This window comes from Saccharopolyspora terrae (genome assembly GCF_004348435.1).
In the GTDB taxonomy this organism is placed as follows: Bacteria; Actinomycetota; Actinomycetes; order Mycobacteriales; family Pseudonocardiaceae; genus Saccharopolyspora; species Saccharopolyspora endophytica.
Window position 1 is genome coordinate 166,370 of the sequence record NZ_SMKS01000005.1, and the last position, 25,926, is coordinate 192,295.

General features: G+C 69.3%; 25 protein-coding genes. 9 read left to right on the forward strand and 16 right to left on the reverse strand.

Annotation, left to right across the window (positions count from 1 at the left end; all coding sequences use genetic code 11):
• Positions 1-41: 41 nt before the first annotated feature.
• Positions 42-749: a polyamine aminopropyltransferase gene (locus E1181_RS05820; RefSeq protein WP_132672853.1), complete on the reverse strand. Its 708-nt coding sequence runs from the start codon at positions 747-749 to the stop codon at positions 42-44.
• 311 nt (positions 750-1,060) lie between these two features.
• Between E1181_RS05820 and E1181_RS05825 the strand changes: the two genes are divergently transcribed.
• Together E1181_RS05825 and E1181_RS05830 are read left to right on the forward strand one after the other, a co-directional pair.
• Positions 1,061-2,431, forward strand: coding sequence for an amino acid permease (locus E1181_RS05825; protein ID WP_132672898.1), 1,371 nt, complete (start codon positions 1,061-1,063; stop codon positions 2,429-2,431).
• On the forward strand, positions 2,431-3,231 hold the full coding sequence (locus E1181_RS05830) for a carbon-nitrogen hydrolase family protein (RefSeq protein ID WP_132672854.1): 801 nt from the start codon (positions 2,431-2,433) through the stop codon (positions 3,229-3,231). Before E1181_RS05825 ends, E1181_RS05830 begins: the two co-directional genes overlap by 1 nt.
• A 385-nt stretch (positions 3,232-3,616) precedes the next feature.
• On the opposite strand, the gene E1181_RS05835 is transcribed toward E1181_RS05830, so the two are convergent.
• Positions 3,617-3,970, reverse strand: a complete 354-nt coding sequence (locus E1181_RS05835; RefSeq protein WP_132672855.1) for a hypothetical protein — start codon at positions 3,968-3,970, stop codon at positions 3,617-3,619.
• 73 nt (positions 3,971-4,043) lie between these two features.
• Between E1181_RS05835 and E1181_RS05840 the strand changes: the two genes are divergently transcribed.
• Genes E1181_RS05840 through E1181_RS05850 form a run of 3 tightly spaced genes read left to right on the forward strand, consistent with a single transcriptional unit; the run spans position 4,044 to position 6,610 of the window.
• Positions 4,044-4,970: a LysR family transcriptional regulator gene (locus tag E1181_RS05840; protein ID WP_132672856.1), complete on the forward strand. Its 927-nt coding sequence runs from the start codon at positions 4,044-4,046 to the stop codon at positions 4,968-4,970.
• A 28-nt stretch (positions 4,971-4,998) separates the two neighbouring features.
• Positions 4,999-6,075 carry a DUF4185 domain-containing protein gene (locus E1181_RS05845; protein WP_132672857.1) on the forward strand — a complete coding sequence of 359 codons (1,077 nt, stop codon included), beginning with the start codon at positions 4,999-5,001 and terminating at the stop codon, positions 6,073-6,075.
• 58 nt (positions 6,076-6,133) lie between these two features.
• Positions 6,134-6,610 (forward strand): hotdog fold domain-containing protein, encoded by a 477-nt coding sequence (locus E1181_RS05850; protein ID WP_132672858.1) that lies wholly within the window; start codon positions 6,134-6,136, stop codon positions 6,608-6,610.
• 256 nt (positions 6,611-6,866) lie between these two features.
• Here E1181_RS05850 and katG read toward each other — a convergent pair whose 3' ends face one another.
• A complete protein-coding gene (gene katG / locus E1181_RS05855) occupies positions 6,867-9,077 on the reverse strand; it encodes a catalase/peroxidase HPI (protein WP_132672859.1) in 2,211 nt (736 codons plus the stop codon).
• Positions 9,078-9,094: 17 nt separating this feature from the next.
• Positions 9,095-9,508 carry a Fur family transcriptional regulator gene (locus E1181_RS05860; protein ID WP_132672899.1) on the reverse strand — a complete coding sequence of 138 codons (414 nt, stop codon included), beginning with the start codon at positions 9,506-9,508 and terminating at the stop codon, positions 9,095-9,097.
• 171 nt (positions 9,509-9,679) lie between these two features.
• On the opposite strand from E1181_RS05860, the gene E1181_RS05865 reads away from it, so the two are divergent.
• Complete coding sequence (locus tag E1181_RS05865; protein WP_132672860.1) at positions 9,680-10,318, forward strand: DUF6461 domain-containing protein; 639 nt, start codon at positions 9,680-9,682, stop codon at positions 10,316-10,318.
• A gap of 185 nt (positions 10,319-10,503) precedes the next feature.
• On the opposite strand, the gene E1181_RS05870 is transcribed toward E1181_RS05865, so the two are convergent.
• From E1181_RS05870 to E1181_RS05920, 11 genes are all read right to left on the reverse strand, one after another.
• On the reverse strand, positions 10,504-11,955 hold the full coding sequence (locus E1181_RS05870) for a cytochrome P450 (protein ID WP_132672861.1): 1,452 nt from the start codon (positions 11,953-11,955) through the stop codon (positions 10,504-10,506).
• A 301-nt stretch (positions 11,956-12,256) separates the two neighbouring features.
• Positions 12,257-12,784 (reverse strand): hypothetical protein, encoded by a 528-nt coding sequence (locus E1181_RS05875; protein WP_132672862.1) that lies wholly within the window; start codon positions 12,782-12,784, stop codon positions 12,257-12,259.
• Positions 12,781-13,260 carry a mammalian cell entry protein gene (locus E1181_RS05880; RefSeq protein ID WP_132672863.1) on the reverse strand — a complete coding sequence of 160 codons (480 nt, stop codon included), beginning with the start codon at positions 13,258-13,260 and terminating at the stop codon, positions 12,781-12,783. The genes E1181_RS05875 and E1181_RS05880 overlap by 4 nt, the downstream gene beginning before the upstream one ends.
• Positions 13,257-14,552: an MCE family protein gene (locus E1181_RS05885; RefSeq protein ID WP_132672864.1), complete on the reverse strand. Its 1,296-nt coding sequence runs from the start codon at positions 14,550-14,552 to the stop codon at positions 13,257-13,259. The genes E1181_RS05880 and E1181_RS05885 overlap by 4 nt, the downstream gene beginning before the upstream one ends.
• Positions 14,552-15,709: an MCE family protein gene (locus tag E1181_RS05890; RefSeq protein WP_132672865.1), complete on the reverse strand. Its 1,158-nt coding sequence runs from the start codon at positions 15,707-15,709 to the stop codon at positions 14,552-14,554. Before E1181_RS05890 ends, E1181_RS05885 begins: the two co-directional genes overlap by 1 nt.
• Positions 15,709-16,824, reverse strand: coding sequence for an MCE family protein (locus E1181_RS05895; RefSeq protein ID WP_132672866.1), 1,116 nt, complete (start codon positions 16,822-16,824; stop codon positions 15,709-15,711). Before E1181_RS05895 ends, E1181_RS05890 begins: the two co-directional genes overlap by 1 nt.
• Entirely contained in the window at positions 16,821-17,801 is a 981-nt protein-coding gene (locus E1181_RS05900) for an MCE family protein (RefSeq protein ID WP_132672867.1), read from the reverse strand. Before E1181_RS05900 ends, E1181_RS05895 begins: the two co-directional genes overlap by 4 nt.
• Before the next feature lies 1 nt (position 17,802).
• On the reverse strand, positions 17,803-18,825 hold the full coding sequence (locus E1181_RS05905) for an MCE family protein (protein ID WP_165944522.1): 1,023 nt from the start codon (positions 18,823-18,825) through the stop codon (positions 17,803-17,805).
• Positions 18,822-19,997 (reverse strand): MCE family protein, encoded by a 1,176-nt coding sequence (locus tag E1181_RS05910; protein WP_165944523.1) that lies wholly within the window; start codon positions 19,995-19,997, stop codon positions 18,822-18,824. The genes E1181_RS05905 and E1181_RS05910 overlap by 4 nt, the downstream gene beginning before the upstream one ends.
• A gap of 5 nt (positions 19,998-20,002) precedes the next feature.
• Positions 20,003-20,842: an MlaE family ABC transporter permease gene (locus E1181_RS05915; protein WP_408009276.1), complete on the reverse strand. Its 840-nt coding sequence runs from the start codon at positions 20,840-20,842 to the stop codon at positions 20,003-20,005.
• 2 nt (positions 20,843-20,844) lie between these two features.
• A complete protein-coding gene (locus E1181_RS05920) occupies positions 20,845-21,609 on the reverse strand; it encodes an MlaE family ABC transporter permease (protein ID WP_132672870.1) in 765 nt (254 codons plus the stop codon).
• A gap of 345 nt (positions 21,610-21,954) precedes the next feature.
• Here E1181_RS05920 and E1181_RS05925 point away from each other — a divergent pair, with 345 nt between their 5' ends.
• From E1181_RS05925 to E1181_RS05935, 3 genes are all read left to right on the forward strand, one after another.
• Positions 21,955-22,671, forward strand: a complete 717-nt coding sequence (locus tag E1181_RS05925; RefSeq protein ID WP_132672871.1) for a Crp/Fnr family transcriptional regulator — start codon at positions 21,955-21,957, stop codon at positions 22,669-22,671.
• Positions 22,672-22,804: 133 nt separating this feature from the next.
• Positions 22,805-23,632, forward strand: coding sequence for a hypothetical protein (locus E1181_RS05930; RefSeq protein WP_132672872.1), 828 nt, complete (start codon positions 22,805-22,807; stop codon positions 23,630-23,632).
• Positions 23,629-25,701 carry a hypothetical protein gene (locus tag E1181_RS05935; protein WP_132672873.1) on the forward strand — a complete coding sequence of 691 codons (2,073 nt, stop codon included), beginning with the start codon at positions 23,629-23,631 and terminating at the stop codon, positions 25,699-25,701. The genes E1181_RS05930 and E1181_RS05935 overlap by 4 nt, the downstream gene beginning before the upstream one ends.
• Here E1181_RS05935 and E1181_RS05940 read toward each other — a convergent pair.
• Positions 25,640-25,926: response regulator transcription factor (locus E1181_RS05940; RefSeq protein ID WP_132672874.1), on the reverse strand; the 287-nt coding region annotated here is incomplete at its 5' end. The genes E1181_RS05935 and E1181_RS05940 overlap by 62 nt on opposite strands.

A 25,926-nucleotide genomic window follows, 5' to 3' on the forward strand; every position in this document is an offset into this window, starting at 1 on the left:
CTCGAGTTCCACCACTCGCACCGCCGCACGAAGCGATGAGTCTAAGTGGACACCCCGACGTAGACGGTGTTGGCCGACGTGCCTCCGGTGTAGTGGTTGTCGAAGCTGACCACGTGGGCGGTGACGTCGTCGAAGACCTCGGCGAGGTCGCGGGTGAAGCCGTCCTCCGGCGGATCGTCGGACCACAGCGCGAAGACGCCGCCCGGGCGCAGGTGCGCGGCCATCTTGCGCAGGCCGTCGGGGGCGTAGAAACCGGCGTGCCCGCTGTCGAGCACATTCTGCGGGGAGTGGTCGATGTCGAGCAGGATCGCGTCGAACCGCCGACCGCCGTCGAAGCCCTCGGGTGATTCGGCGAGCGCGAAGAAGTCCCCGTGCACGAACCGGTTTCGCGGATCGCCGGTCAGCTCGGGCGCGAGCGGGAGCAGTCCGCGCTCGTGCCACTCGATGACCTCGCCGAGCCCTTCCACGACCAGCAGCGACCGCACGCGCCGGTCCTCCAGCGCGGCCCGCGCGGTGTAGCCCAGTCCGAGTCCGCCGACCACGACGTCGAGCTCCGAACCGGACGACTTGGCCAGGCCCAGCCGCGCGAGCTCGACCTCGGCGACGGTGAACAGGCTCGACATCAGGTACTCGTCGTCGAGCTTGACCTCGAAGACGTCCACGTCGAGCACCGGGTCCCGGCGCCTCCGCAGGCTGATGGCACCGATCGGCGTCTCCCGCCAATCGAGCTCCTCGAACCGCACTCCCACAGCGCCACCTCTCCCGAAAACGACGACCCTACCCGCCACCTGGCCCAACGCCCCGCAACCCGTCCCGCCGGGACCCGAGCCGCCGTTTTCACCGGTATTTCCGGATGCCGCAACGTTCGAACGCCAGGCGGCTCTCTCCGCAACGATTGCGGCTTCTCTGTACACGGTTGCCTCGCTAACGTTGCCCGCCAGCGTGGTGTGGCAGTTCACATCGAGGCGGGCGCATCGTGGCGTCCACAGTGGAGGAATTCGTGGTGGAGGACGCTCTCGCGCCGTCGCGCGGACCGAGGAACGGCGTTGGGGCGCAGCTCATGCGGCGCAAACCCATCGCGGACCTCGTCGCCGACAGCGGGCAGGGTCAGGGCGGCTCGCTGCGGCGTTCGCTGGGGCTGTGGCAGCTGACCATGCTCAGCGTCGGTGCCACGCTGGGCACCGGGATCTTCGTGGTGCTCGGCGAAGCGGTGCCGCTGGCCGGACCGGGGGTGGCGCTGGCGTTCGTCATCGCCGGTGTCACCGCGCTGCTCTCGGCGCTGTCCTACGCCGAGCTCGCGGGCATGATCCCGGTCGCCGGATCGTCCTACTCCTACGCCTACGCGACCATGGGCGAGCTGGCCGCCTGGGTGTGCGGCTGGTGCCTGATGCTGGAGTACGGCGTGTCGGTGGCCGCCGTCGCGGTCGGCTGGGGGCAGTACGTCAACGAGCTCCTGCAACTGGTGGCGGGCGTGTCGCTGCCCGAATCGCTGAGCTCCCCACCGGGCGACGGCGGAATCCTCAACGTGCCCGCCGCCGTCGTCGTGGTCCTGGCGATGGTGGCGCTGCTGGGCGGCGCGCGGGAGAGCGCGCGGATCAACACCGCGATGGTGCTGATCAAGACGGCAACGCTGGTGCTGTTCTGCGCGCTGGCGTTCACCGCCGTGCAGGACGGCAACTACTCGCCGCTGCTGCCGCTGGGCATGGGAGGGGTGAGCGCGGCGGCCGGGAAGCTGTTCTTCTCCTACATCGGCTTCGACGCCGCCTCCACCGCCGGATCGGAGGCCCGCCATCCGCAGCGCGACCTGCCGCGGGCGATCATGCTGTCGCTGGTGCTGGTCACGGTGCTGTACTGCCTGGTCGCGCTGGCCGCGGTCGGCGCGATGCACTGGACGCTGTTCGAGGGCACCGAGGCGGCGCTGAGCAAGGTGCTCGGCGGAACGACGGGGTCGATCCTGCTGTCGGCGGGTGCGATCGTGGCGGTGGCCAGCGTGGTGCTCACGGTCCTGTACGGGCAGACCCGGATCCTGTTCTCGATGTCGCGGGACGGGCTGGTCCCTCCCCTGTTCTCCCGGGTCGACGAGCGGACCGGAGTTCCGCGGGCGAACACCCTGCTGGTGTCGGGCTTCATCGCGGTGCTCTCGGCGGTGGTGCCGCTCGGTGCGCTCGCCGACGCCACCAGCATCGGCACCCTGTTCGCGTTCGCGCTGGTCAACTTGGCGGTCGTGGTCCTGCGCCGGCGCAACCCGGAGCTGCCGCGCTCGTTCCGGGCGCCGCTGGTGCCGCTGGTGCCGCTGCTGGGCGTGCTGTCCTGCTGCTACCTGATACTGAGCCTGGGCGCGGCGACGTGGGTGGCCTTCGGCGTCTGGATGCTGGCCGGACTGCTCATCTACTTCGCTTACGGACGGCGGCGCTCTAGTCTGTCGGATTGATGCTCACCGTCGCACTGGACCAGGGTCCGCTCGAACGCCACACTCCGCAGGCGGCGCTGTCGCGCCTCGACGAGGTCGCGCGCCGCGCCGCAGCCGGAGGCGCCCGGCTGCTGGTGTGCCCGGAGATGTCGGTGACCGGCTACAACATCGGCGCCGACATCGAACGGCTCGCCGAGCCCGCCGACGGACCGGTCGGTCGGCGCGTCCGCCGCATCGCCGCCGAGCACGGGATCGGGATCGTCTACGGCAATCCCGAGCGCGTCGGCGATGCCGTCCACAACACGTCTTTCCTCGTCTCCGCGACCGGCGAGCCGCTCGCGGCCTACCGCAAGACCCACCTCTACGGCCCGATGGAGCAGAAGCACTTCCGACCCGGTGACGTGCCGGTCGTGCAGGCCGACTTCGACGGCGTCCGCATCGGCCTGCTGATCTGCTACGACATCGAGTTCCCCGAACCGGCGCGCGCCCACGCGCTGGCGGGCACCGAGTTCCTGGTGGTGCCGACCGCGCTGCTGCCTCCGGAGGACGTCGTGGCCGAAACCCTGGTCCCGGCACGGGCTTACGAGAACCAGATGCACGTCGCCTACGTCGACCGCTGCGGCAGCGAGGACGAGCTCAGCTACATCGGCAAGACGTGCCTGATCGCCCCCGACGGCACCGAACTCGCCCGCGCGGGCAGCGGCGAGGAGCTGCTCTTCGCCCGCGTCGACCCGGCGGCCACCACTGCCGCCAGGCGGGTCAACACCCAGCTCGCCGAACGCCGCCCCGACCTCTACGCGGGTCTGACCGAGGCACCCTGACGGCTTCGGCTCGGGGTGATCGTCGCCAGACCGTCCCCCGATTCCACCGAGGCGCCCTCAGTGCCCTGACACCGCCGTCACGAGCCGGACTCGAATTTCGCGCGAAATTCCAACGCCAAAGTTTCGACTCGAATTTCGCGCGAAATTCGAATTCTCACGCCCTGAGCGAACGCTCGCGGGGGCGAACTCGGTAGCGGCCACGACGTCACCGGCGCCCGGCAGGAACATCACCGGCGCCCGAGCTCCGCGCGCCCCCACCTCCCACGGACACGGCACGACCCGCTGTGACCACCTCACCTGAATCAGGTCCACGGGTTCCTCTGAGGCGATTTCAGTGGAAATCGGAACCCGGATTCCACTGAAATCGGGCCCCACGCCCTCCGGCTCAGCGCGACCGGGCCATGCCCGCGATGGCGATGTGGGCGTTGTCGGCGGCGTCGCGGGCCTCGGCGAGGTGGGTCCGGGCGCGGTCCAGCCACTGGTTCGCGGTGAGTGCGGATTCGACGGGGTCACCGGCGAAGGGGCCTTCGACGTTGGTGAGCTCACCCGCGCACGCGCGGTCCACGAGACCGTCACCGAAGCTGCCGAGCGCGGCGTCGAGCGAGGTCAGGAGCTGGCGAAGCGAGCCGAGCGTCCAGTAGACGTCCTCGCCCAGGGCGTCCGCGCCGGTCTGCCGGGCGGCGATGAGCACGGCGTCCCGAGCCGCGCGGTACGCCTGGTCGGGCTGTTGTGGCTTCACGAGGACTCAGTGTTCACCGGATTCGACATCAGCGAAAGTTACTTGTTCTGGAGCACTGGGTTAGCCTGATTGAATGCCCTTGGACCCGCGCCGCCTCCTGCTCCTGCGCACCGTTCGCCGGACCGGGAGCGTGCTGGCCGCCGCCCGGCTGCTGCACCTGACCCCTTCCGGGGTGTCGCAGCACCTCACGAAGCTGGAGAACGAGCTGGGCATCGACCTGGTGGACCGGGAGCAGCGCGGCGGCGGCAGGACCATCCGGTTCACCCCGGCGGGCAACGCGCTCGCCGATCACGCCGGCCGGGTCGCCGAGGCGCTGGCCGAGGCCGAGCGGGACATGGAGCAGTTCCGCGAGGGGCCTGCCGGCCCGTTGCGGATCGGGGGTTTCTCGGTGGCGCTCAGCGAGCTGGGGGCACCGGTCGCCATGCGGATGGCGGCGGTCAACCCGGCTCTGGACCCGCACATCTACGAGATCTCCGAGTCCGAGCGGCTGCACGGGCTCACCACCGGCGAGCTGGACCTGATCCTCAGCGAACGTCCCGGCGAGGACGGACCGGAGCGCCCTCCCGGCGTGGTCGAGGTGGACATCGTGCGGGATCCGTTCCGCGTCGTCGTGCCCGCCACATGGCCGCCGGACTCCGACCCGGCGACGCTGCTCGCGAGACCGTGGATCACCACGTCGTTCGGGCCCGCGACCCGTCGCCACCTGGAGCGGATGTGCCGCGAGCACGGGCTCGAACTCGACGCGCACGACATCGGCACCGGCACGACGCCGACACTGCTCGGGCTGGTGGCTCACGGGTTGGGCGCGACGATCATCCCGGAACTGACGCTGCGCCAGAACCCATCGCCGAACGTCCGCCTCAGCAACGCCATCCCCGATCCCGGCTCCCGCGTGCTCACCTGCCTGCACCGGGACAACGCTCCCGCGGTCGTGCACCACATGATCAACGAGCTCCGCCACTACGCGGCCACCGAGCTGCAGCACGTACCGTCGGGGTGACCGACGAAAGCGGACGAAGGGCAACGGATTGCGCAAGGTCAAGGACCTCACCGGACCGGGAATCACCGATCACCTGGGCATCGGCGGCACCGACCTGGGGGTCACCGCGGTCGCACCGGACGGCCGGCTGGTGGCGGTGTTCGGCGACACCTTCGACCGCGCCGGGGTCGGCGGACCGGGCTGGCGCTCGCCCGTCGTGGTCTTCGGCGACGCCGCCAGCGCGCTGAGCGGCATCCGGTGGACGGGCTCGTACGGGCCGCGCAGCGACTACGCCGACCAGGCCCTGCCCTACGAGCACGACTCGGTCATCCACGGACGCCCGGTCAGCACCGTGCTGCCCACCGACCTCATCACCATCGGCCGCGAGATGTTCCTGCACGTGATGGTGTGCCAGGGGCTCGGGAACGTGCACTGGACGGAGATCCACCGCTCGACCGACAACGGCGAGACCTGGGAGCACACCGGGGCCACCTGGCCCGGCGACGCGCACGGCGGCCTGTTCCAGATGCTGACCTGGGAGCTCGGCGACGACGGCTTCGTCTACGCCTTCTCCACCGGTTTCCAGCGCGACAAGGGCCTGATCCTGCAGCGCGTGCCCGCCGAGCGGATCACCGATCCCGGCGCGTGGCAGGGCTGGGGCTTCCGCGACGGCCAGTGGGCGTGGCACAACCCGCCGACGGTCGCGCTCACCGGCTCCTACGGCGAGCTGTGCCTGCGGAAGGTCGAGAACCGCTGGCTGCTGGCGCTGTTCAACGCCGGCGACTACCGGGTGGACGTGCTCAACATCGACGAGCCGACGTCGAACCTCTACGAGGCGGTCCGCGGCACGGTCCTGCACGGCTGCGCCTGGGGCTGCGAGGACCACGGCGCCGGTCACGTCGCCCAGCTCTACGGCGGCTACATCGTCCCCGGGTCCACGCTCGACGACCTTCACCTGGTCGTCAGCCAGTGGAACACCGAGCGCAACTGGCCTTACCGGGCGATGCAGTTCGCCGGCACCGCGCCGCGTCCGGGCGACCGGCCGCTGCCGCCTCCCCCGCCGCCGGGCGAGTCCGGGGGCGTGCTGCGAGGCGCGGCGAAGCTGGCGCGGAGGTTCCTGAGCTGAGTGAGTTGGCGCACCGGGACCGCAGAGGTTACTGGCGGGTAATATACGCTCTCGGGTCATGAGCTCCCAGACTCCGACCTTCGCGCTCTGGAACAAGGTCTCGCAGGTCTTCGGCGGCCGCGGGCTGTTCTCGCTGAGCGTGAGCCTCAAGGCGCCCTACTTCCGGACGATCCTGCCGATGGTCCGGGAGATGAAGCCCGGCCGCTGCGTGGTCACCTCGCCGAAGTGGTGGGGCGTGCACAACCACATCGGCACCTACCACGCCATCGCCGCGTGCAACCTCGCCGAGGTCGCGATGGGCATGGTCGCCGAGGCCACCGTGCCCACCTCGCACCGCTGGCTGCCGAAGAAGATGAACGTCGAGTACCTCGCGAAGGCCGAGACGAGCCTGCGCGCGGTCGCGGAGCTCGACGCCATCCCGGAGTTCGGCGACGAGGGCCAGGAGATCGACGTCCCGGTCAACGTCTACGACAAGAAGGACCAGGTCGTCGTCCGCGCCACCATCACCATCTGGGTCACCCGCAAGAAGAAGTAGTGTCCTGCAACGCGATGGGACCCCGCCCAAGACGGACGGGGTCCCATCGGTTGAGTGCTCGCTTCTCGTGGCGGCGGAAGCCGCCGCTTCAGGTGCGGGACTCAGTCCGCACCGCCGCGGGTTCTCAGCGGTTCTCTGGTGAGGACAGCCGCAACGCCGTGTATTGGTCATACATCAGTTGCGGATCCCGGAGCCAGAGGACCGCTGAGGTTCCGCTACCCGCACCGCCACGCAAAACGACCACGGACACTGAGGATCAGACCAGGTCGTAGCGGTCGAGGTTCATGACCTTGACCCAGGCCTTGACGAAGTCCTCGACGAACTTCTCCTTGCCGTCGGCCGAGGCGTAGACCTCGGCCAGCACGCGCAGCTCGGAGTTCGAACCGAAGACCAGGTCGGCGCGAGTACCGGTCCAGACGACCGCACCGGAGGCGTCGGTGGCCTCGTAGGTGGACTTGTCGTCCGAAGTGGACCGCCACGTGTAGGCCATGTCGAGCAGGTTCACGAAGAAGTCGTTGCTCAGCACGCCCGGCTTGTCGGTGAACACGCCGTGGTTCGAACCGTCGTAGTTCGCACCCAGCACGCGCAGACCACCGATGAGGACGGTCATCTCCGGGGCGCTCAGGGTGAGCAGGTTGGCCCGGTCGATGAGGCTGTACTCGGCGGGGAGCTCCGCGGCCTTGCTGGAGTAGTTGCGGAAACCGTCGGCGATGGGCTCCAGCGCGTTGAAGGAGTCCGCGTCGGTGTGCTGCTCACCGGCGTCGACGCGACCCTGGGTGAAGGGCACCTCGATGCTGGAACCGGCATCGGCGGCGGCCTTCTCGATGGCGGCGGAACCGCCGAGCACGATCAGGTCGGCCAGCGAGACCTTCTTGCCGAAGGACTGCTGCACGCCTTCCAGGGCCGAGAGCACGCTTGCCAGCTGGTCCGGGTTGTTGACCTCCCAGTTGCGCTGCGGCTCCAGGCGGATGCGAGCACCGTTGGCGCCGCCCCGCTTGTCGCTGCCGCGGAAGGTCGAAGCCGAGGCCCACGCGGTGGACACCAGCTGCGACACGGACAGGCCGGTCTCCAGGATCTTGGCCTTGAGCGACTTGATGTCCTCATCGGACAGGGTGTCGTTGTCGTTGGCCGGCAACGGGTCCTGCCAGATCAGGTCCTCGTCCGGGACCTCCGGGCCGAGGTACAGCGACTTCGGACCCATGTCGCGGTGGGTCAGCTTGAACCAGGCGCGGGCGAAGGCGTCCGCGAACTCGTCCGGGTTCTCCATGAACCGGCGCGCGATCGGCCCGTAGATCGGGTCCACCTTGAGCGCGATGTCGGTGGTCAGCATGTTCGGCGCGATCCGCTTGGACGGGTCGTGCGCGTCGGGCACGGTGCCCTCGCCCGCGCCGCCCTTCGGACGCCACTGCCAGGCACCGCCCGGCCCCTGGTAGACCTCCCACTCGAAGCTGAGCAGGTTCCACAGGAAGTTGGTGGTCCACTTGGTGGGCGTGGAGGTCCAGGTGACCTCAATGCCGCTGGTGATGGTGTCGGCGCCCTTGCCGGTGCCGTAGTTGTTCTGCCAGCCCAGGCCCTGGGCCTCCAGACCGGCGCCCTCGGGCTCGGCCTCCAGGTTGGAGTCGGGGGCGGCACCGTGGGTCTTGCCGAAGGTGTGACCACCGGCGATCAGCGCGAGGGTCTCCTCGTCGTTCATCGCCATCCGGCCGAAGGTCTCGCGGATGTCGCGCGCGGCGGCCACCGGGTCGGGCTGACCCTCCGGGCCCTCCGGGTTGACGTAGATCAGACCCATGTGGGTGGCGCCCAGCGGACGCTCCAGCTCGCGCTCGCCCGACTCGGTCGAGATGCGCTTGTCGCTGCCCAGCCAGGTGGTCTCGGCACCCCAGTAGACGTCGTCCTCGGGCTCCCAGTCGTCGACGCGGCCGCCGCCGAAGCCGAAGGTCTTGAAGCCCATCGACTCGAGCGCGACGTTGCCGGTGAGGACCATCAGGTCCGCCCAGGACAGCTTGCGGCCGTACTTCTGCTTGACGGGCCACAGCAGGCGGCGGGCCTTGTCCAGGCTGACGTTGTCCGGCCAGGAGTTCAGCGGGGCGAACCGCTGCTGACCGCCGCCGGCGCCACCGCGGCCGTCGCTGATGCGGTAGGTGCCCGCGGAGTGCCAGGCCATGCGGATCATCAGCGGGCCGTAGTTGCCGAAGTCGGCCGGCCACCAGTCCTTGGAGTCCGTCAGGACGTCCTGGATGTCCTTCTTGACCGCGGCCAGGTCCAGCGTCTTGAACTCGGCGGCGTAGTCGAAGTCCTCGCCCAGCGGGTTCTTGTTCGGGTGCTGCTTGGCCAGGATCTTCAGGTTGAGCCGGTTCGGCCACCAGTCGCGGTTGGCGTCACCCTGGGTGGGGTGAGTCAGGCCCCCGTGCGCGACCGGGCAACCACCGGTTTGGTTCGTCTCTTGGGTGTCAGGGCTGTCAGACACGGGAATCCTTCCGAATTTCAGTGCAGTTCTTCAGCGGATTCGGGGGCGCAGGCTGCGCAGAGCCCCCAGTAGATGACCTCTGCCTCGTCTATGACGAAGCCGTGGGAGTCCGACGCCTCCAAGCAAGGCGCGGCGCCCACGGAGCAGTCGACGTCGTGTATCTCGCCGCACGACCGGCACACGACGTGGTGGTGGTTGTCGCCAACCCGCGCCTCGTAGCGGGCCACGGAACCCATCGGCTGGATCCGGCGCACCAGACCCGCGACGGTGAGCGCGCGCAGGACGTCGTAGACGGCCTGGTGAGAGACCTTGGGCAGGTCGTGCCGGACCTGCCCGATGATCGAATCGGTGTCGGCGTGCGCGTTCTCGTGCACTGCGGACAGCACAGCTACACGAGGTCGCGTCACACGCAGCGCAGCCTCGCGCAACATGCGCTCGTAGTCCGCAGTCGTCGTCACGCCCTGCAGCCTGCCGCATTTTCTTGAACTAATCAAGTCAAAGCGGCCCATCATCACCATCCCGAGTGATCCGGATCCGCTTCGCCGCACGTGTGATGGGTGCGGACCCCCCGCGCACGATCAGCGACCGGAAGCGAGACATCCGTGCCCGTACCAGGATTCCCACCGAACGCACTGGACGACGGCGATCCGAAGTGGATCACGGAACTGGCCTGCGCGGATCCGAACCACGTCCTGCACGTCGTTCGCGGCCTCGACCCGAAGGCCGCGCTCGAGGCCGTCGGCGCCAAGCCGCACCTCATCCAGCCCTGCGAGCTACCCGCCTCCAAGCCCGACGACTGGACCTCGCTGCCCGGCGCGGCGCTGGGCATCGAGCCCGGCACCGCGGCCGCGCTGCTGGCCGGGCAGGTCGGCGACTGGACGTTCGTCTACGACGACGCCGGGCACACCTTCGACGAAGCGACCGCGGCGCTGTCGGCGTCCGGCCGCACCGCCGCGACCAGCGTGTTCACCATCAACGCCGACGCGAGCATGACGTTCTTCGTCGACGGCGAGGAGGTCGTCTGGATCAACGTCGACGACCTGGTCACCGACGACCTCGATGACTTCCCCGAGGAGCTGCGCGCCGCGTTCGAGGCGGCCGGCGTCGTCGAGGACGAGGACCTGGAGCCCGGGCAGTTCGACTACGCGGTGACCATGCGCGCCACCTGCGCCCTCGCCGGCCTGACCTTCACCATCGACGAACTCCGCGCCCTCCCCCTCATCGGAGCGTCGTTCGGGTGACCCCGGGGCGGTCTCGGCCCGAACCGACCGGGCAAGAAGGATTTCGATCATGGTCGGTTCGGACCAGAACCGCACACCGCCCGTGAACGCGGATGCCGAGACCCGCTGTGCGCGGGGCCCGGGTCACGTCGAGGAGCGAGCCCGGTCCCGCGGAGATCAGGTCGGGAACCGCGACGAAGCGAAGATCACCTCCGCCGCAGCCGCACCGGCAGCCCGTCGACCGGGACCGGCAGCGACACGTAGTCCCACTTGACCTCGTAGTCGTCCGGGACGCTCCAGGTGTAGGCGCGCAGCATCTCGTGCAGCAGCAGCTTCACCTCCAGCGTCCCGAAGTGCAGGCCGATGCACTTGTGCGCCCCACCGCCGAAGGGCACCCAGGCGAAGCGGTGCGACTTGTCCTCCCGGCGGTGCTCGGCGAAGCGCTCCGGGTCGAAGTCGAACGGGTTCGTCCAGTGGTCCGGGGAGAAGTGGTTGACCAGCGGCGAGACGCCGACCATCGTGCCCGCGGGCACGTGGTGGCCCAGCACTTCGGTGTCGCGGACGGTCTCGCGCACCATCGACGGCACCGGCGCCACCAGCCGCAACGCCTCCTTGATCACCAGGTCCAGCGTGCCGAGCTTCTCCAGCGCCTCGATGTCGGGGATCTCCTCCCCCATCGCCAGCGACTCGGCGCGAGCCCGCTCCTGCCACTCGGGGTGCTTGGCCAGGTAGTAGGCCGCGGCGGAGCTGGTGATGGTGGAGGTGTCGTGGGCGGCCATCATCAGGAAGATCATGTGGTTGATGACGTCGTCGTCGCCGAACTGCTCGCCGTCCTCGCTGCGCGCGTGGCACAGCGCGGAGAACAGGTCGTCGCCCTCGACCGCGCGGGCGGTCCCGATGTTGTCGGCGAAGTAGCGCTCCAGCAGCTTGCGCCCGGCCAGACCGGCCGCCCAGCGCCCGCCCGGAACGGGGTAGCGCACCACGGCCGTGGCCGCGCGGACCGAGTCGACGAAGGCGCGGTTGACGCGGTCGGCTTCCTGACCGCTGCGCCGGTCCATGAACACCCGGGTCGCCACGTCGAGCGTCAGCTGCTTGAGCAGCCAGTACAGCCGGGTCTTGTCCTGCCCGCCCCAGGCGGTGACGCCTTCGCGCAGCGTCGGGCCCATCTGGTCGACGTAGCCGGTGAGGCGCTGCCGGGTGAAGGCCTGCTGCATGATGCGCCGGTGCCCGAGGTGCTCCTCGAAGTCCATCAGCATCAGGCCGCGGTGGAAGAACTTGTCGATGAGCTTGCGCCAACCGCCTTGGGAGAACGCCTTGTCCTTGTTGACCAAGGCGGCCGAGGTGGCTTCCGGGCCGCCGAGGGTGACCATGCGCTGGCCGAGCGAGTAGGCCCAGGAGACCGGGCCGTAGAGCTCGAACCGGCGCAGCGCGAACGCGGGACCGTAGCGCATGAAGTCCAGCGAGTGGCCGATCAGCGGTGCTCCGGCGTCGCCGAGCACCGGTTTGAGCCCGCTGCCGGGCGGTGGTGGCGCGAGTTCGGTGACGGGCCACTGCTTTTCGAAGATGCGCTGGTCGACCGAGCGCGGCAGCGGCATCGAGGTGAGCGGTGGAACCCGCCGTCGTATCGCTTCGTTGACCTTCTCCAGCTGGAAAACCATTGCTGCTCCTCCCCCTTTGGAAGAACGGCGTGGTCCTGCCGAGTTTTCGGCCGACCGTCGAGCGACCACCTCCGCTCTGAGGACGACCTGAGCGGGGAACAACCTCGGTGAACGACAAGAGGGGGATCAGCTCGTGAACTCAGCGGAACGGGCTCTGACACGGCTCGTGGTGGGAACGTCGTCCCACCGATACTCGCACCGCGTCACCCCGGGGGTCAACATCACACCAGCACTGGCACATGACCGGGGTCTCATCCCCGCTGTCACGGACGCGCCGAATCTCAAGCGATGAATGACCAGATCAAACGGTGTCCAGAGTGGACACCAGCCAGTCGTCGCCGACCTTCTCCACGGTCACCCGAACCCGGGCTCCCTCGATCAGCGGAGCCGGTTGGCGGCTGCTCGTGGTGAGCTGGTTGATGAACGCCAGCAGCACCACCTGCCGGTCGGTGGCGGTGACGACCCCGAGAGCGGACAGCGTGGTGCGCGTGCTGATCCGGTCGCGGACGGCGACGGGGCGGATCATGGAGCGCTGGAGTTCGAGGTAGTCGCGGGCGAAACCGCCGGTCACCGCGCGCTCGGCGGCGGCCAGGTCGCGGTCGAGCGATTCGTGGCTGTAGCTGAGCACTTCGGGGATGCGCCGGGTCGCCACCTCCGTTGCGGCGGCCCGAGCCGAGGCGACCCGGGCTGCGGTGTCCTGCCGCTGGTGCAGGACCACGACGGCGGCGGTGGCCGCCAGCAGCACCACGACGACCAGCGCGGTGGCGATCCGGCGGCGGACCGGGCTCTCGGCGACTTCCTGCTCCTCGACGGCCTCTGCGGTGGTCATGGCACGAACTCCAGGTTGGCGACGAGCCAGGTCTCGCCGGTCTTCTCCAAGGTGATCCGCAACCGGTACTGGCGCTGCTGGCCCTCCGGTGAGGCCGCGTTGCCGACGGTGGCCCGCACCGCGGCGAGCGCGACCGCCGTCGTGCCGTCGGAGCTCGACAGCGCCGCCTCGACCACCTCGCCCCGGGAGGTCACCTTCGAGCCGGTGACGATGTCGCGGAACGCCGTGCTCTGCTGGGCGAACTGGTCCCTGAAGTCACCGGTCGCCAGCGCGGTCAGGCGTTGGGAGTCCTGGTCGACGGTCTGCGCGCTGATGTTGGTCAGCCCCAGCGCGGCCTGCCGCGCGACGGCGACCGCCTGCTGATCGGATTCGTCCCGCGCCGCGGCGGCTTCGGCCGCGTTGTGGAAGTGAGTGCCGAGCGCGGCGAGCCCGATCAGCAGCAGCGTCGCCACCACCAGGCCCCCGGTTCGCCTCACTTGAGCAGCAGATCGTGCCATGTGGTCGGCTCTCCTCCCCGTTGTTCAGCCACGTCGCCGAGCACCAGGAGGTGACCGTCGGGCAGCATCGCGTTGCCGGTGCTCGGGTCGTAGGAGGCCACGACCTCCTCCGGTCGCGCCCCGCACGCGGCCGCGGTCGGTCCGCGGCGGCCAGGATCGTTGGCGCACGGGTAGTTCCGCGTCCCGCGGATCGACCGGGGGTCGTCGGGCGCGACCTTGCAGTACTGGTCCGGGGGCGTCCGCGCGGGCGATTCGTCGTCGAAGGAGCGCTGCTGCGACATCGGCGTGTAACCCGAGTAGCAGGGCGGGGTGCTGTTGACGGAGAAGCGGATGCCCAGGTGGGCGCTGCCCGGCGCGGCACCGGGCTGCTGGACGACGCGCTGCAGCGCCGCGGTCATCGCCGGGTAGAGCACCAGGGTCTGGGAGACCCCGGGCAGCTGGGTCCGGATCACCTGCCCGGTGGCGTCCAGGTCGGCGAGCAGGTGCGGCAGCGCCGGCATCAGCCGGTCTTGCAGGCCGATCAGCTGCTCGGCCGCGGGCGGGGTGCGTGCCAGGACCCCGCGCAGGTCGCCGTCGCTGCGCCGCAGCTGCTCGGTGAACGAGGCGAGATCCCGCAGCGTGGAACGGGTTTCGGGTGCGATGTCGCGCTGGGTGCGCAGGAACGGCCCGAGCTCCGCGATGAGCCCGACGGTGGGTTCGAGGTTGAGCCCGGCCTGGTGCAGCACCGTCCTGGTGTTCTCCAGGAGGGTCGTGACCTGCGGTTCCTGACCTCGCAGTCCGGTGGTGAGCTCGTCGAGGACGAAGTTGAGCTCCTCCTGCGGGATCGAGGCGGCGAGGTCGTCGAGGCTGGTGATGAGCTCGTCGGTGCGCGGCAGCGTCGTCGTGTCGGTGATGCGGTCGCCCGGTTCGAGCCAGGGCGGTCCGTCGCCGGCCGGGGTGAGGTTGACCGACTGCTCCCCGATCGCCGACTTGCTGCGGATCGCGGCGCTCACCCGCGCGGGGACGCGCACGTCGTCGTCGATGCCGAGCGTGGCCACCGCGGTCCCGTCGCCGAGGTCGATCGAACGCACCTTGCCGATCTCGACATCGCGGTAGCCGACCATCGCGCCCGGGTGCAGCCCGGTGGCGTCGGAGAACACGGCGGTGACCTCGTACTGCCCGAAGCCCAGGAGCTGGCGCAGGTCGAGGTAGTTGACCAGCACCGTGCCCACCCCGAACACGGTGAGCACGGCGAAGGCCGCGAGCTGGAGCCGCACCCGTCTGGTCAGCATCAGCCACCTCCCAGCAGGTCGCCGAGCAGCGGCAGGGCCGGGTCCGGCGGCGGGTTCGCGGGTGGCGGCGACGGCGGTGGTTCCTCGATGGGCGAGCCGATGCCCAGCGGGCCGCGGATCGGGTCGGTGGCCTGCAGGGCGGTGCGGGCGGCGTCGAAGACGGTCTCGACGGGAGTTCCGGCCAGCAGACCGGATTCCAGGCTCGGGACCGAGAGGTCCAGGGTCACCGCCAGGTTCAGGAAGTCGCCGCGCACGATCTTCTTGTAGGTGCTCAGCGGGAACAGCAGGGTTCCCAGCGTGTCCAGGGATTTCGGGACGTCGTCGCCAGCGGCGACGAGCTGGTGCAGCGTCGGGCGCAGGTCGTGCACCGTCGCCAGCAGGTCGTCGCGGGAGCGGTCGAGCACGTCGGTTCCGACCGCGCCGAGCCTGTTGGAGGCGTCCAGGGCCGAGCGCAACGCCTCGCGCTGCTCGTTGAGGACGCGGATTCCCGGTCCCAGCTCGTCGAAGGCGCGGCCGAGCCGCTCGGAGTTCGCGCGCAGCCGGGCCGCGAGCCCGTCGACCGCTTCGAGGGAGCGGATGATCTGCGCCTTCTGCTCGTCGGCGGAGCGGGCGAGGACGTCGAGCCGGTGGATGAGGTCCGCGGCCTGCTGCTCGTTCCCGCTCAGCGCCCGGTTGAGCTCGTCGGTGATCACCCGGACCTGGCGCAGTCCCCCGCCGTTGAGCCACAACGACAGGGCGGCCAGCAGCTCCTCGGTGCCCGGGTAGCGATTGGTGCGCTCCACGGGGATGAGGTCGCCGTCGCCGAGCCTTCCCACCGGGTCGGGTGGGGCGGCCAGTTCGACGTACTGGGCGCCGAGCAGGCTCTTCTGCCCGATGGTGGCCACGGCGTTGGCGGGCAGCACCACGCCCGGGTCCAGACCGATCTCCACCTGCGCCTGCCAACCGTGCAGACCGATGCTGCGGACCGCACCGACGGTGACGTCGTCGACCTTGACCTCCGAGCGCGGTACGAGGTTGGCGACGTTGGCGAAGCGCACGACCACGCGCCGCGCGTCGCTGCCGCTGCCCGGTCCGCCCGGCAGCGGCACCATCCGGGCGCTGTCGACCGCGCACCCCGCCAGCAGGCCGGTGATCAGCAGGAGGGCGATCAGGCGCATCACGGCCCTCCCGGTGGCGGCTGCTGGTGCGGGTTGCCGGGTCGGTGCAGCGGATCCAGGCCGACCGGCAGGTGCGGTGCGTCCAGGGGCCGCAGCAGCGGGTCCAGCGCGGCCCGGCAGTCGTCGATGGTGCCGCCGGCGGAGAACACCATCTGGCAGCTGAAGGTGGACAGGCTCGCGGTGTAGGGGATCTGCACCCGCGTGCTGGCCGAGCCGGTGACCGGTTCGTAGATGTTGTAGAGGTTGGCCAGCGATTGCGGCGCGATGTGCAGGACCTCGGCGAGGTCGGCGCGGCTCGCGGCCAGCGTGGCGGTGACGTCTCGCAGCGAGCCGACGGTGTCGCCGAGCTGCTGCTGGTGGGTTCGGGTGAAGTCGGTGATCGTGCCCAGCGCCCGGTCGGAGGAGGCCAGCGCCTGGCCCAGGCTCGCGCGGTTGTCCTCGGCGAGGGCGCTGATCGAGGCCAGCTGGGTGGAGAAGGCCCGCAGCCGCTCCTGGCTCGCGTTGAGGTTCGAGGTGAACTCGTCGAGGTCGCGCAGGCTCCCGAACAGGTCCTCGCTGCCCGCCGCGACCGTCGTGGAGGTCCCGGCGAGCGCGTCGAGCGTGCGGCGGAACTCGACCCCGTTGCCGCCCAGGTTGGCGGCTCCTGCCTCGATCGCGCGGGACACGGCGCCGTGGCGGTTGGCGCCACCCGGCCCGAGGGCCTTGGCCAGTTCGGTGAGTTCGGCGTTGGTCCGGTCCCACTCGGCGGGCACCAGGGTGCGCGATCGCGGGATCTCGGCGTCGTCGGCGAGCACCGGCCCGCCCCGGTACACCGGCGCGAGTTGCAGGTACCGGCCGCTGACCAGGCTCGGCGCGACCAGGGCGACGGAGGTGTCGGCGGGGACCGCGCGATCGGCGTCGTAGCCGAAGCGCACCCGCACTCCCGTGGCCTCGGGCACGATCTCCTCGACCTCCCCGACCCGCACGCCCAGGACCCGCACCTCGTCGTCGACGTGGAGGCCGCTCGCGCTCGCGAAGTGGGCGGTGGCGTGCTTCTGCCCGTCGGCGGACAGCAGGTGGGCCGCCGCGGCCACGAACAGCACCGCGCACAGGATCGCCAGGGCTCGGCGGTTCATCGGTTCCCCCTCCCGAGCAGCTGTTGCAGGCCTGGAACCGCGTTGGTCGGCGGGATGTTGGCGAAGTAGGCGTCCAGCGCGGGCATCGTGGAGACCACCTCGCCGAGCGTGCGCAGCATCGGCACGGCCTCGTGCACGGCGGCGGTGATGTTGTCCCGGTTCTCCCGCAGGACCGCCAGGACCGAGTGCAGCTCGGTCAGCGCCGGCCGCAGCTGCGCGTCGTTCTCCCGCGCGAGCGCGTCGAGCTGGTCGGCGGTGGTGGTCAGGTCGGCGAGCAGCCGTTCGATGGCGGCCTGGCGCTCGTTGAGCGCCGCCAGCAGCACCGTTCCCTCGTCGAAGATCGCGCGCAGGTCCGAATCGTGCTGCGCCAGAACTCGCGTCGTGGCCCGCGAGTGCTCGAGCAGCGACCGCAGCTCGGCATCGCGGGCGTTGACGCTCTCGGCCAGCCGCCGCAGCCCGGTCAGCGCTCCGGGGACGCTGCGCGCGGTTCCTTCGAGCGTTCCGGCGACGGTGTCGATGGCCGCGGTGAGCCGCTCGGTGTCCAGCCGCGAGGTCTGATCGGTCAGGCCCTGCAGCGCCTGGGTGACGTCGAAGGGCGCGATGGTGCGCGACAGCGGGATCTGCGCGGCGTCGGGGAGCTCGCCGGGCCCTGCCGGGGCGAGGCTCAGGGCCTTCTCGCCGAGCGCGCTCTGGGCCTTGATCGCGGCGGTGCTGGCCTCCCCCACCCGCAGGTCGGGCTCGTCGACGGTGAAGGAGACGAGCACGTCGGTGTCGCGCAGCTCGACGCCCTCGACGCGGCCGACGGTCATGCCCGACACGACGACGGGATCACCCTCGACCAGTCCCCCGGCCTCGGCGAACACCGCGTGCAGGCCTCGTCCGGCCAGCAAGGGCGAGATCGCGTCGCCGCTGAGGGAGAAGAGCACGGCGATCGCGATCAGCACCGAGCCGATCACGCCGAGCCGCGAGTCGGTCATGTCAGTTCCCCGCTTCCTCGGCGCAGCGCCGCACGTCGCTGTCGATCCACGGCGTGTAGAGGTATCCGCCGGTCGGGGCGCTGGTGCGGACTCGCACGCTGCACAGGTAGGCGTTGAAGAAGTTGCCGTTCACGCCGATCCGGCCGATCCGGCGGTACGCCTCGGGCAGTTCGCGCAGCGCCGTGCGCAGCTGCTCGTCGTGGGCGTTGAGCGTGCCGAAGAGGGTTCGCAGATCACCGATCTCGGCGTTGAGGTCGGGGCGCAGCCGCGGCAGCAGGTCGGCGGTGGCCGCGGTCAGCCCGTGGAGGTGGTCCACGGCACCGGTGACCGAGCGGCGGTCGGCGCTCAGCCCGCCGACCAGCTGCCGGGTCTGCGCGATGACGTCGGAGACCTGCCGGTCGTGCTCGTCGAAGGTGGCGAGCGCGGCGTTGAGGTTGCCGATGACGTCGCCGATGAGCCGGTCGCGGTCGGCGAGGGTGCCGGTGACCGAGGCGAGGGAGGTCAGGAACGAGTTCAGCGCCCCGGCTTCGCCCTGCAGGGTCTGGATGAGCGAACCGGACAGCTGGTTGACCTGCTCCGGAGACATGGCCTGGAACAGCGGCTGGAAGCCGCCGACGAGCACGTCGAGGTCCAGCGCGGGCCGGGTGCGCTCCAGCGGGATGACACCTCCCGCCAGCGGCGGTCCTCCCCCGCCTTCGGCGAGTTCGAGGTAGCGGTTGCCGACCAGGTCGCGGTACTTGACCGCCGCGAGGGTTCCGCCGGTCAGCGGCGGTGCGCCGGAGACCGACATCGTCACCAGCACCGTCGCGTCCGGCCGCATCCGCAGCTCGTCGACCTGACCGACCCGCACGCCGGCGACGCGCACGGGGTCACCGGGTTCGAGGTACGACACGTCGGCGAACACCGCGCGCACCTGCGTTTCCCCTCCAGCGCTTCGGGTTTCGGCCAGCAGGACGCCGATGTAGCCCGCGGCGAGCGCGGCGATCGCGAAGAACACCGCCAGCTTGACGACCTCACCCCTCACCGGCCACCTCCGATCGGTGAGAGCGGGCCGAACAGGTAGACGGCGAGCACGTCCGGGTTGAGCACGACGGTCTCGTCGTGACCGGAGTACGGGTTGGCCCCGGTGTCGTAGTTGACGTACGGCGGGATGCCCTGCACCTCGGGCAGCCCGTGGCACTGCGGGCCGGTGTCGACGCCGGTCTTGGGGAGGTTCTCCGGGTACCGGTAGGCGGGGGCGCCGGGCAGCAGGCTGACGGTGACGTGCGCGTTGGGGTGCGTGCCGCCGAACTCCGGGCCTCCGGTGACCGCGCGGATGAGCTCGCCGTTGCGCACCACGCCGCCGAAGAAGCACGGCACCACGGGCGAGTAGCGGCGCAGCAGCGCGGTGCTCGGTGCGAGGGTGTCGAGCGCGGTCACCAGCTGGTCGCCGTGGCGTTCCAGGTGCCCGCCGGTGGTGTTGCCGAGTTCGGTCAGCGACAGCAGGAACGCCGCGAACGCCCGGTGCTGCTCGGCCAGGGTGGTGCTGGTCCCGCCGAGGTTGGCGGCGGTGGTGGTGAGGTCGTCGGCGACGGCCCGGTAGTCCTCGGCGACCGCGGCGATCTCGGGCAGGCGGGCTTCGAGCTCGGGCAGGTGCGGGTTGAAGGCGCGCAGGTAGTCGTCGGTGCCGGTGATCAGCTCGCCGATGCGCTCACCGTTGCCCCGCAACGCCCCCGAGACCGAGGTCAGGGCCGCGTTGAGCTTGCTCGGCGGCACGCGCTGCAGGGTGCGCACGACGTGGTCGAAGGTGTGGTCCAGCTCGACGTTCACCCGCGCCCGGTCGATGACGGCACCGGCGGCGATGTGCTCGCCGGATTCCCGGCCGGTGCGCAGCTCGACGTACTTGGCGCCGAACACCGTCGTCGGGACGAGGTTCGCCGACACCTCCGCCGGTATCCGCTCGGCGTGCTCGGGGTCGAGCTCGACGCTCACCTTCGCGCCGGTCCCGTCGGTGGTGACCTCGCTGACCGAGCCGACCTCGACGCCGCGCAGCTTGACCGGTGAGCCCGGTTCCATGAGCAGCCCGGAGCGGTCGGCGAGGACGGTGATCGGCACGACGCGGTCGAAGACCCGGTGGTACTGGGCGATCGAGAGCACCGACAGCAGCACCAGCAGCGCCGTGAACCCGGCGCCGGCCAGCACGTGCCTGAAGTTCACCGCCATCACCCCGAGATGTGGACCGAGGAGTCGGAGCCGTAAATCGCCAGGTCCAGCAGCAGGTCGACCAGCATCACGCCGATCAGCGAGCCGCGCACGGCCTTCCCCACCGCCTGGCCCACGCCCGCCGGGCCGCCGGTGGCCGCGAACCCGTGGTAGCAGTGCACCGACATCACCACGACCGACATGGCCAGCGCCTTGACGAACGACCACAGCAGGTCCGACGGCACGAGGAACGCGCTGAAGTAGTGGTCGTAGGTGCCTCCGGACTGCCCGTAGGCGACGGTCACGACCAGCCTCGTCGCGGCGAACGAACCCAGCACCGCCAGCGAGTACAGCGGGATGATGGCGACGAACCCGGCGATGATCCGGGTCGTCACCAGGTACGGGACCGACCGGACCGCCATCACTTCCAGCGCGTCGATCTCCTCGCTGATCCGCATCGCCCCGAGCTGCGCGGTGAAGCCCGCCCCGACCGTGGCCGTCAGCGCCACCCCGGCGATGACCGGCGCCGCCTCGCGGGTGTTGGCGTAGGAGGAGACGAACCCGGCGAGCGCCTCGACCCCGACGTTGGCCAGCGAGGAGTAGCCCTGCAAACCGACCTCGACGCCGATCGCGGCGGTCATGAACACCACGATCACGACCGTCCCGCCGATGACCGCGAGGCCTCCGGTGCCGAGGCTGACCTCGGCGATCAGCCGCAGCACCTCGCGCTTGTAGCGCACGAGCGCGGTCGGCACCGACGCGTAGACCCGGCCGTGGAAGACGACCTGGCGGCCGGTGTCCTCCAACTTGCGCAGCGGTACCCGGATCACCTTGGCCCGCTTGGATTCACCGATCGCCACGGTCAGCCCCTCGCCTGCAGGAACACGGCCGTGATCAGCGAGTTCGCGGCGAACAGCAGGATGAAGCTGAACACGACGGTCTGGTTCACCGCGTCGCCAACGCCTTTCGGCCCGCCCTTGGCGTTGAGGCCGAGGTGGCAGGCGACGAGTCCGGACAGCAATCCGAAGACCGCCGCTTTCAACTCGCTCACCAGAAGATCATCGATTCCGGTGAGAAGTGTGAGATTCGCGAGGAAAAGACCGGCGCTCGCATTCTGCACGAGCACCGAGAACAGGAAGCTGCCCGCCAATCCGACGAAGGTGACCAATCCGTTGAGCGCCAGCGCCACCACGGTGGAAGCGAGAACTCGGGGAACCACGAGTCGCTGCACGGGATTCAGGCCCATCACGCTCATCGCCGCGATTTCGTCGCGGATCTTCCGCGCCCCCAGATCGGCGCAGATCGCGGTCGCACCGGCTCCGGCGACGACCAGGACGCTGACCATCGGCCCGATCTCCCGCACCACCGCCAGCCCCGCTCCGGCCCCGGCCAGGTCTGCGGCACCCAGCTCGGTGAGCAGCTGGTTGAGCTGGAAGACGACGATGACGCAGAACGGGATGGCGACCAGCAGCGTCGGCACCACCGACACGCTCACGATCATCCACGACTGCTGCAAGAACTCCCGGAGCTGGAAAGGACGCCGGAATCCGTGGCGGAACACCTCGACCGACATCCGGTAGAACGACCCGACGGGAGCGCTGATCCTGGCCGGCCCGGAAACCACCATCGACCGACCTCCCCTCGGGCAAGCGGAAATCTACGGCGACGCAGGAAACGCTCCTGCGGGAAATGACGGGAGAACGACACCCGGAAAGGCACGTGCACGAGCGAAAAATCGGCGACGGCTGGCTGCGTGGTGCGCACGATAGTCGCATCGCACAACCCCACCGTCAACAACCCGAAAGCGAAACACCGCCCAGCAGAGGGAAAACCAAACCCACCCACTGCTCCGACAAGGTGAAATTCCCAGCAACCCTCACGGTTGCTCGTCGGCCACACCCACCCGTTCAGTGGTAACCAATCGCTCGAAAAGCGCTAGCTGTCCGCACGATCGCCAACGGATGATCAACGGGTGGAACTTGGGGGCTCAGCAGAAGACGTCGATGCCGGCTATTTGCCCGCGCAGGACAGTTTCGTCACTCATGCGGGCGCGGACCTCTGCGCCGAGCTGCGCGGACAGGGCACTCGCGCGGGCTTCGACCGCAACGAGCTGTTGCTGCTGGTCGACCGGCCGAGTGATCACGTCCTGCTCATCGAGCGCGGATTCGTCAAGGTCCAGCTGGCGGGCAACGGTCGCGACCTGATCGCAGGGCTCTACGGCAAGGGCGAACTCATCGGCGAGCAGGGCGTGATGGAGTCGAAGCCCCGCAGCGCCACGGTCGTGGCCCACACCGCTTGCGAGGCGACGAGGATCCACCACCGCGACTTCAAGGAATTCCTGCGGCGACATCCCGAGCTGCCGCTGATCCTCGGTCGGATCGCGTACGAGCGCCTGCACCGGGCAGATCAGCGCCAGATCAACCTGGCCTCGCAGGATGTGCCCACCAGGGTGTGCCGTCAGCTCCTCGCGTGGGGCCAAGCGCTCGGCGAACGGACCCGCGACGGGGTGGCCATCAGCGGTTTGAGCCGCAAGGACCTGGCTCAGTGCGTCGGCGCCGGCGAGGCGACCGTGGACGCGGCGTTGAAGCAGCTGGGCGACCAGGGTCTGCTTCGCACCCGCCGACTGACCTTCGTGCTGCCCGACCCCCACCTCCTCCGCGGCTACCTGCGCGCTCGCCCGATCACGTGAAGTAGTCGAAAGAACACGTGGTTCTCCCTGATTTCAGGGAGAACCACATCCTCCGACTCAGCAAGACTCCGTTCACCCACCCAGAGTGACGGAACGGAGTCGACCCTTGCGCCGAACGAATGACCCAGCACAGATGCCCGAGCACTGCGCCCTGCTGACCGTGGACACGATCGAATCGGGCGGGACGAGGCCGGAACACCTCGGCACGATCCCCCATCTCGTCGAGACGATCGTGGCGGAGGCCTCGAGCGAGGTCGGAATCGCCGATGACGTGCACCGCAACGGGCAGTTCGGCGGCGACGGCTTCCTGCGCGCCTACCCGAGCCAGCACCTTCCCGCGCTGATCGATCTGGTCGCCTCGATCGACGCGCTGCTGATCCGGCACAACCTCTCGGCCAAGCCCGAGATCCGGCTGCGCATCGCGTTGCACCTCGGCCCCTTGCCGGCTGAGTTCGGATTGTACCGGCCCAACATCGACGTCTGTCGACTCCTCGCAGCGAACGAGTTCCAAGCGCTCGTCAAGCGATGGCGTTCGTCCCTGCCTGCCGACCGGTTCACCACGGCGCTCATCCTGTCCGACGACGCACACCGAGCGGTCTTCGGCGGCGATTACACCCGGGCCATCACCCGCCACGACTTCGGGCCGATGAACATCAAGCACAAGGAGTTCGACCAGAAGGCCTGGGTGCGCATCGCAGGTGTGAACCCCGCGCAGCTCACCGAGCCGCCTCGCGAGACTCCGCCGGTCTCCCCGGAATCTGTTGATGACACGCGGTCCGCAGCTCACTCGATCAGCAACAGCGGGGGAAACCAGGGAGTTCAGATCGCAGGCGACCGCAACCACGTCGAACAGCAGCCGCGGCAAGTCCACATCACGAACTACACCGGCGAGAACAACTACGGCATCAGCACAGGTCAGATAAGTGGACCGGTCAACTACAACGCCCCGGAGTCGCGATGAGCCCCGTCGAGACACCGGAACGCACCGTGGATTCCACCGCGACTCCCCCGAACGACGACGTCGGGAAGAACGACTCCGCGAGCAAGGTCAACAACGAAACCCAGACCAACAACGGCGTCAACGCCGGCCAGATCAACGGACCGGTCAACTACAACAACTACACGGGTTCCGCGTTCTCCAAGCCGGAGCTGCACGACTTTCGCGTTTCCGACCACGATCTGGAACGCGCCAAGAATCACTTCGTTCCCTGCCCGGGATACGACGATGCCCTGGCAACGTTGAAGAAGAGCAATCTCGTTCTCTTGCGAGGTAAGGGCACCGGCAGGTCGCTGGCCGCGATCCGTATGCTGGTCGACTGCGGTGCGCGCACGATTTCACAGCTCAACGTACGTCGTTCGTTCGACAGCATCACCGACGAACAGCTCGACAGCGACGGCGGATTCATCTGGCAAGGAACCGAATCGCAGTGGCAGCAGAAGATCGCGCCCCGCACGGCCGAGCGCGTAGCAACCTGGGCTCAGCGGAATCAGTGCTACGTGGTGGTCATCGTCGACGAGGTGCTGGAGGTCGGCCTTCAGAGGTTCGAGAGCAGGCTCGGTCGTCCCGACTCCACCCAGGTGGCGAGGGAGTTCCTGCGATCGCACCCGGATTGCCCCACGGATCTCGTCGACACGATCCTCACCGAGGACTTCCGCGCACATCTCCGCGACGATTCCGCGCCGAACGAGGCGGAGTTCGTGGCCATACGTGCGTGGGACGTGCATGAGAACAAGCGAGAGCTCGAGCCCGCTCTGGCCGATCTCTCACGCGAAGCCCAGTACCTGGTAGCGGACTGGTTCCACGAGGATCGGTCGACGATCGAGTACGCCATGCTGGTCGCGATCGCCGTCTTCACCAACCGCGACTACGGCGACGTGATGAGCTCCGCCGAGGAGCTGGAGGAGATGATCGCCAAGGCAGACGAGCCAGAGGACAAGCGACTCAGACAGCGGAAGATCTTTGACTTCAGCAAGAGCGTCATCCTCAGCAGCTTGAACGCGACGACGACGTGGCATCCCCATGCCAGAGGGGCAAGTCTCTTCCGCGAGAACGTCCACTTCAGACGATCAGACTGGGCGAAGTGGGCCTTCCGCCGAGCCTGGCTCGAATACGACCTGTTCCGCCCGGTGATCGTGGACTGGATGGCGCGCCAGGCCAAGAACGGATTCCAGTGGTACTGCGCGAAGGCCTTGCACGACGTCATCACCGGACTTCCCCACACCGACCCGTTGGAACACATCAAGACGCTCGCAAGCAAGCAATCTCTGACTTCCAACGAACTCGCCGCGGAGCTCCTGGCGAGGTTCGCCGACGATCCCGGCACGAAGGACTTCGTCGAACCGCTCCTCCGGGACTGGTGCACGGGATCGGGATTCCACCGCAAGTGGACTGCGGCTCTGGTGTACGCCACCGAGCACGGCGTGCGTGATCCGGAGCGAGCGATGGCCCGGCTCGAGGCGATCGCTCGCAGCGATGCCCGACTGGTTCCAGCCGTCAAAGTCGCGGTGACCTCGCTGCTGAGCCGGCCGATCAACCGCGAGCTGATCCTTCGTGCGCTGGTCAAGTGGACGCGCCCGCACGGCCACCGCCGCGACGCCGAACAGCTGAGCAATCTCCGCTCGGTCGGGCTCGACTGCGCGCAAGCCGCGCTCGGTCTCACCGACGCGAAGCACTACCTGCAATCCCTCCCCAAGCAGGAGAACCCAATCCTCGTCGACCCGCACCCGTGGCTGGTCGCGCGACTCTTCTGGCGCGTCTTCCTCGATCAGCGGACGCGCAAGTCATCACTGCGAGCCTTGCTCAACCTGTGCGAGCAGTGCGAGAAGAACCCGCGCAGCGAACGAGCACGTGGCTTGGCGCAGTTGGTCGCCACCGTCGCCCCGGACCTCCACCGGCACGATCACCACGCGCTCTTCGAGGACTGGAAGACGGAGTACCCGGGCAACTCCGGCCGGGTCGATCGTGCCTTCAGTACCCTGCAGTTGCTCCATCAGAGGTACGCGTACTCGTCCCCTCGGCCTCACGGGTAACATCGTGCGAGTCCTCGGAGTCGTTGAGGCGGGAGAGTTCTGCTGGGAGTTCGGTGCGCTTGCGGACGTTGAGCTTGCGGTAGACGCGGGTGAGGTGTTGTTCGACGGTGCTGACGGTGATGTAGAGGCGGCGGCCGATCTCGCGGTTGGTCTGGCCTCGGGCGGCGAGTTCGGCGACCTTGCGCTCCGCCTCGCTGAGCAGCGGGGTTCCGGCCGGGGTGGGGG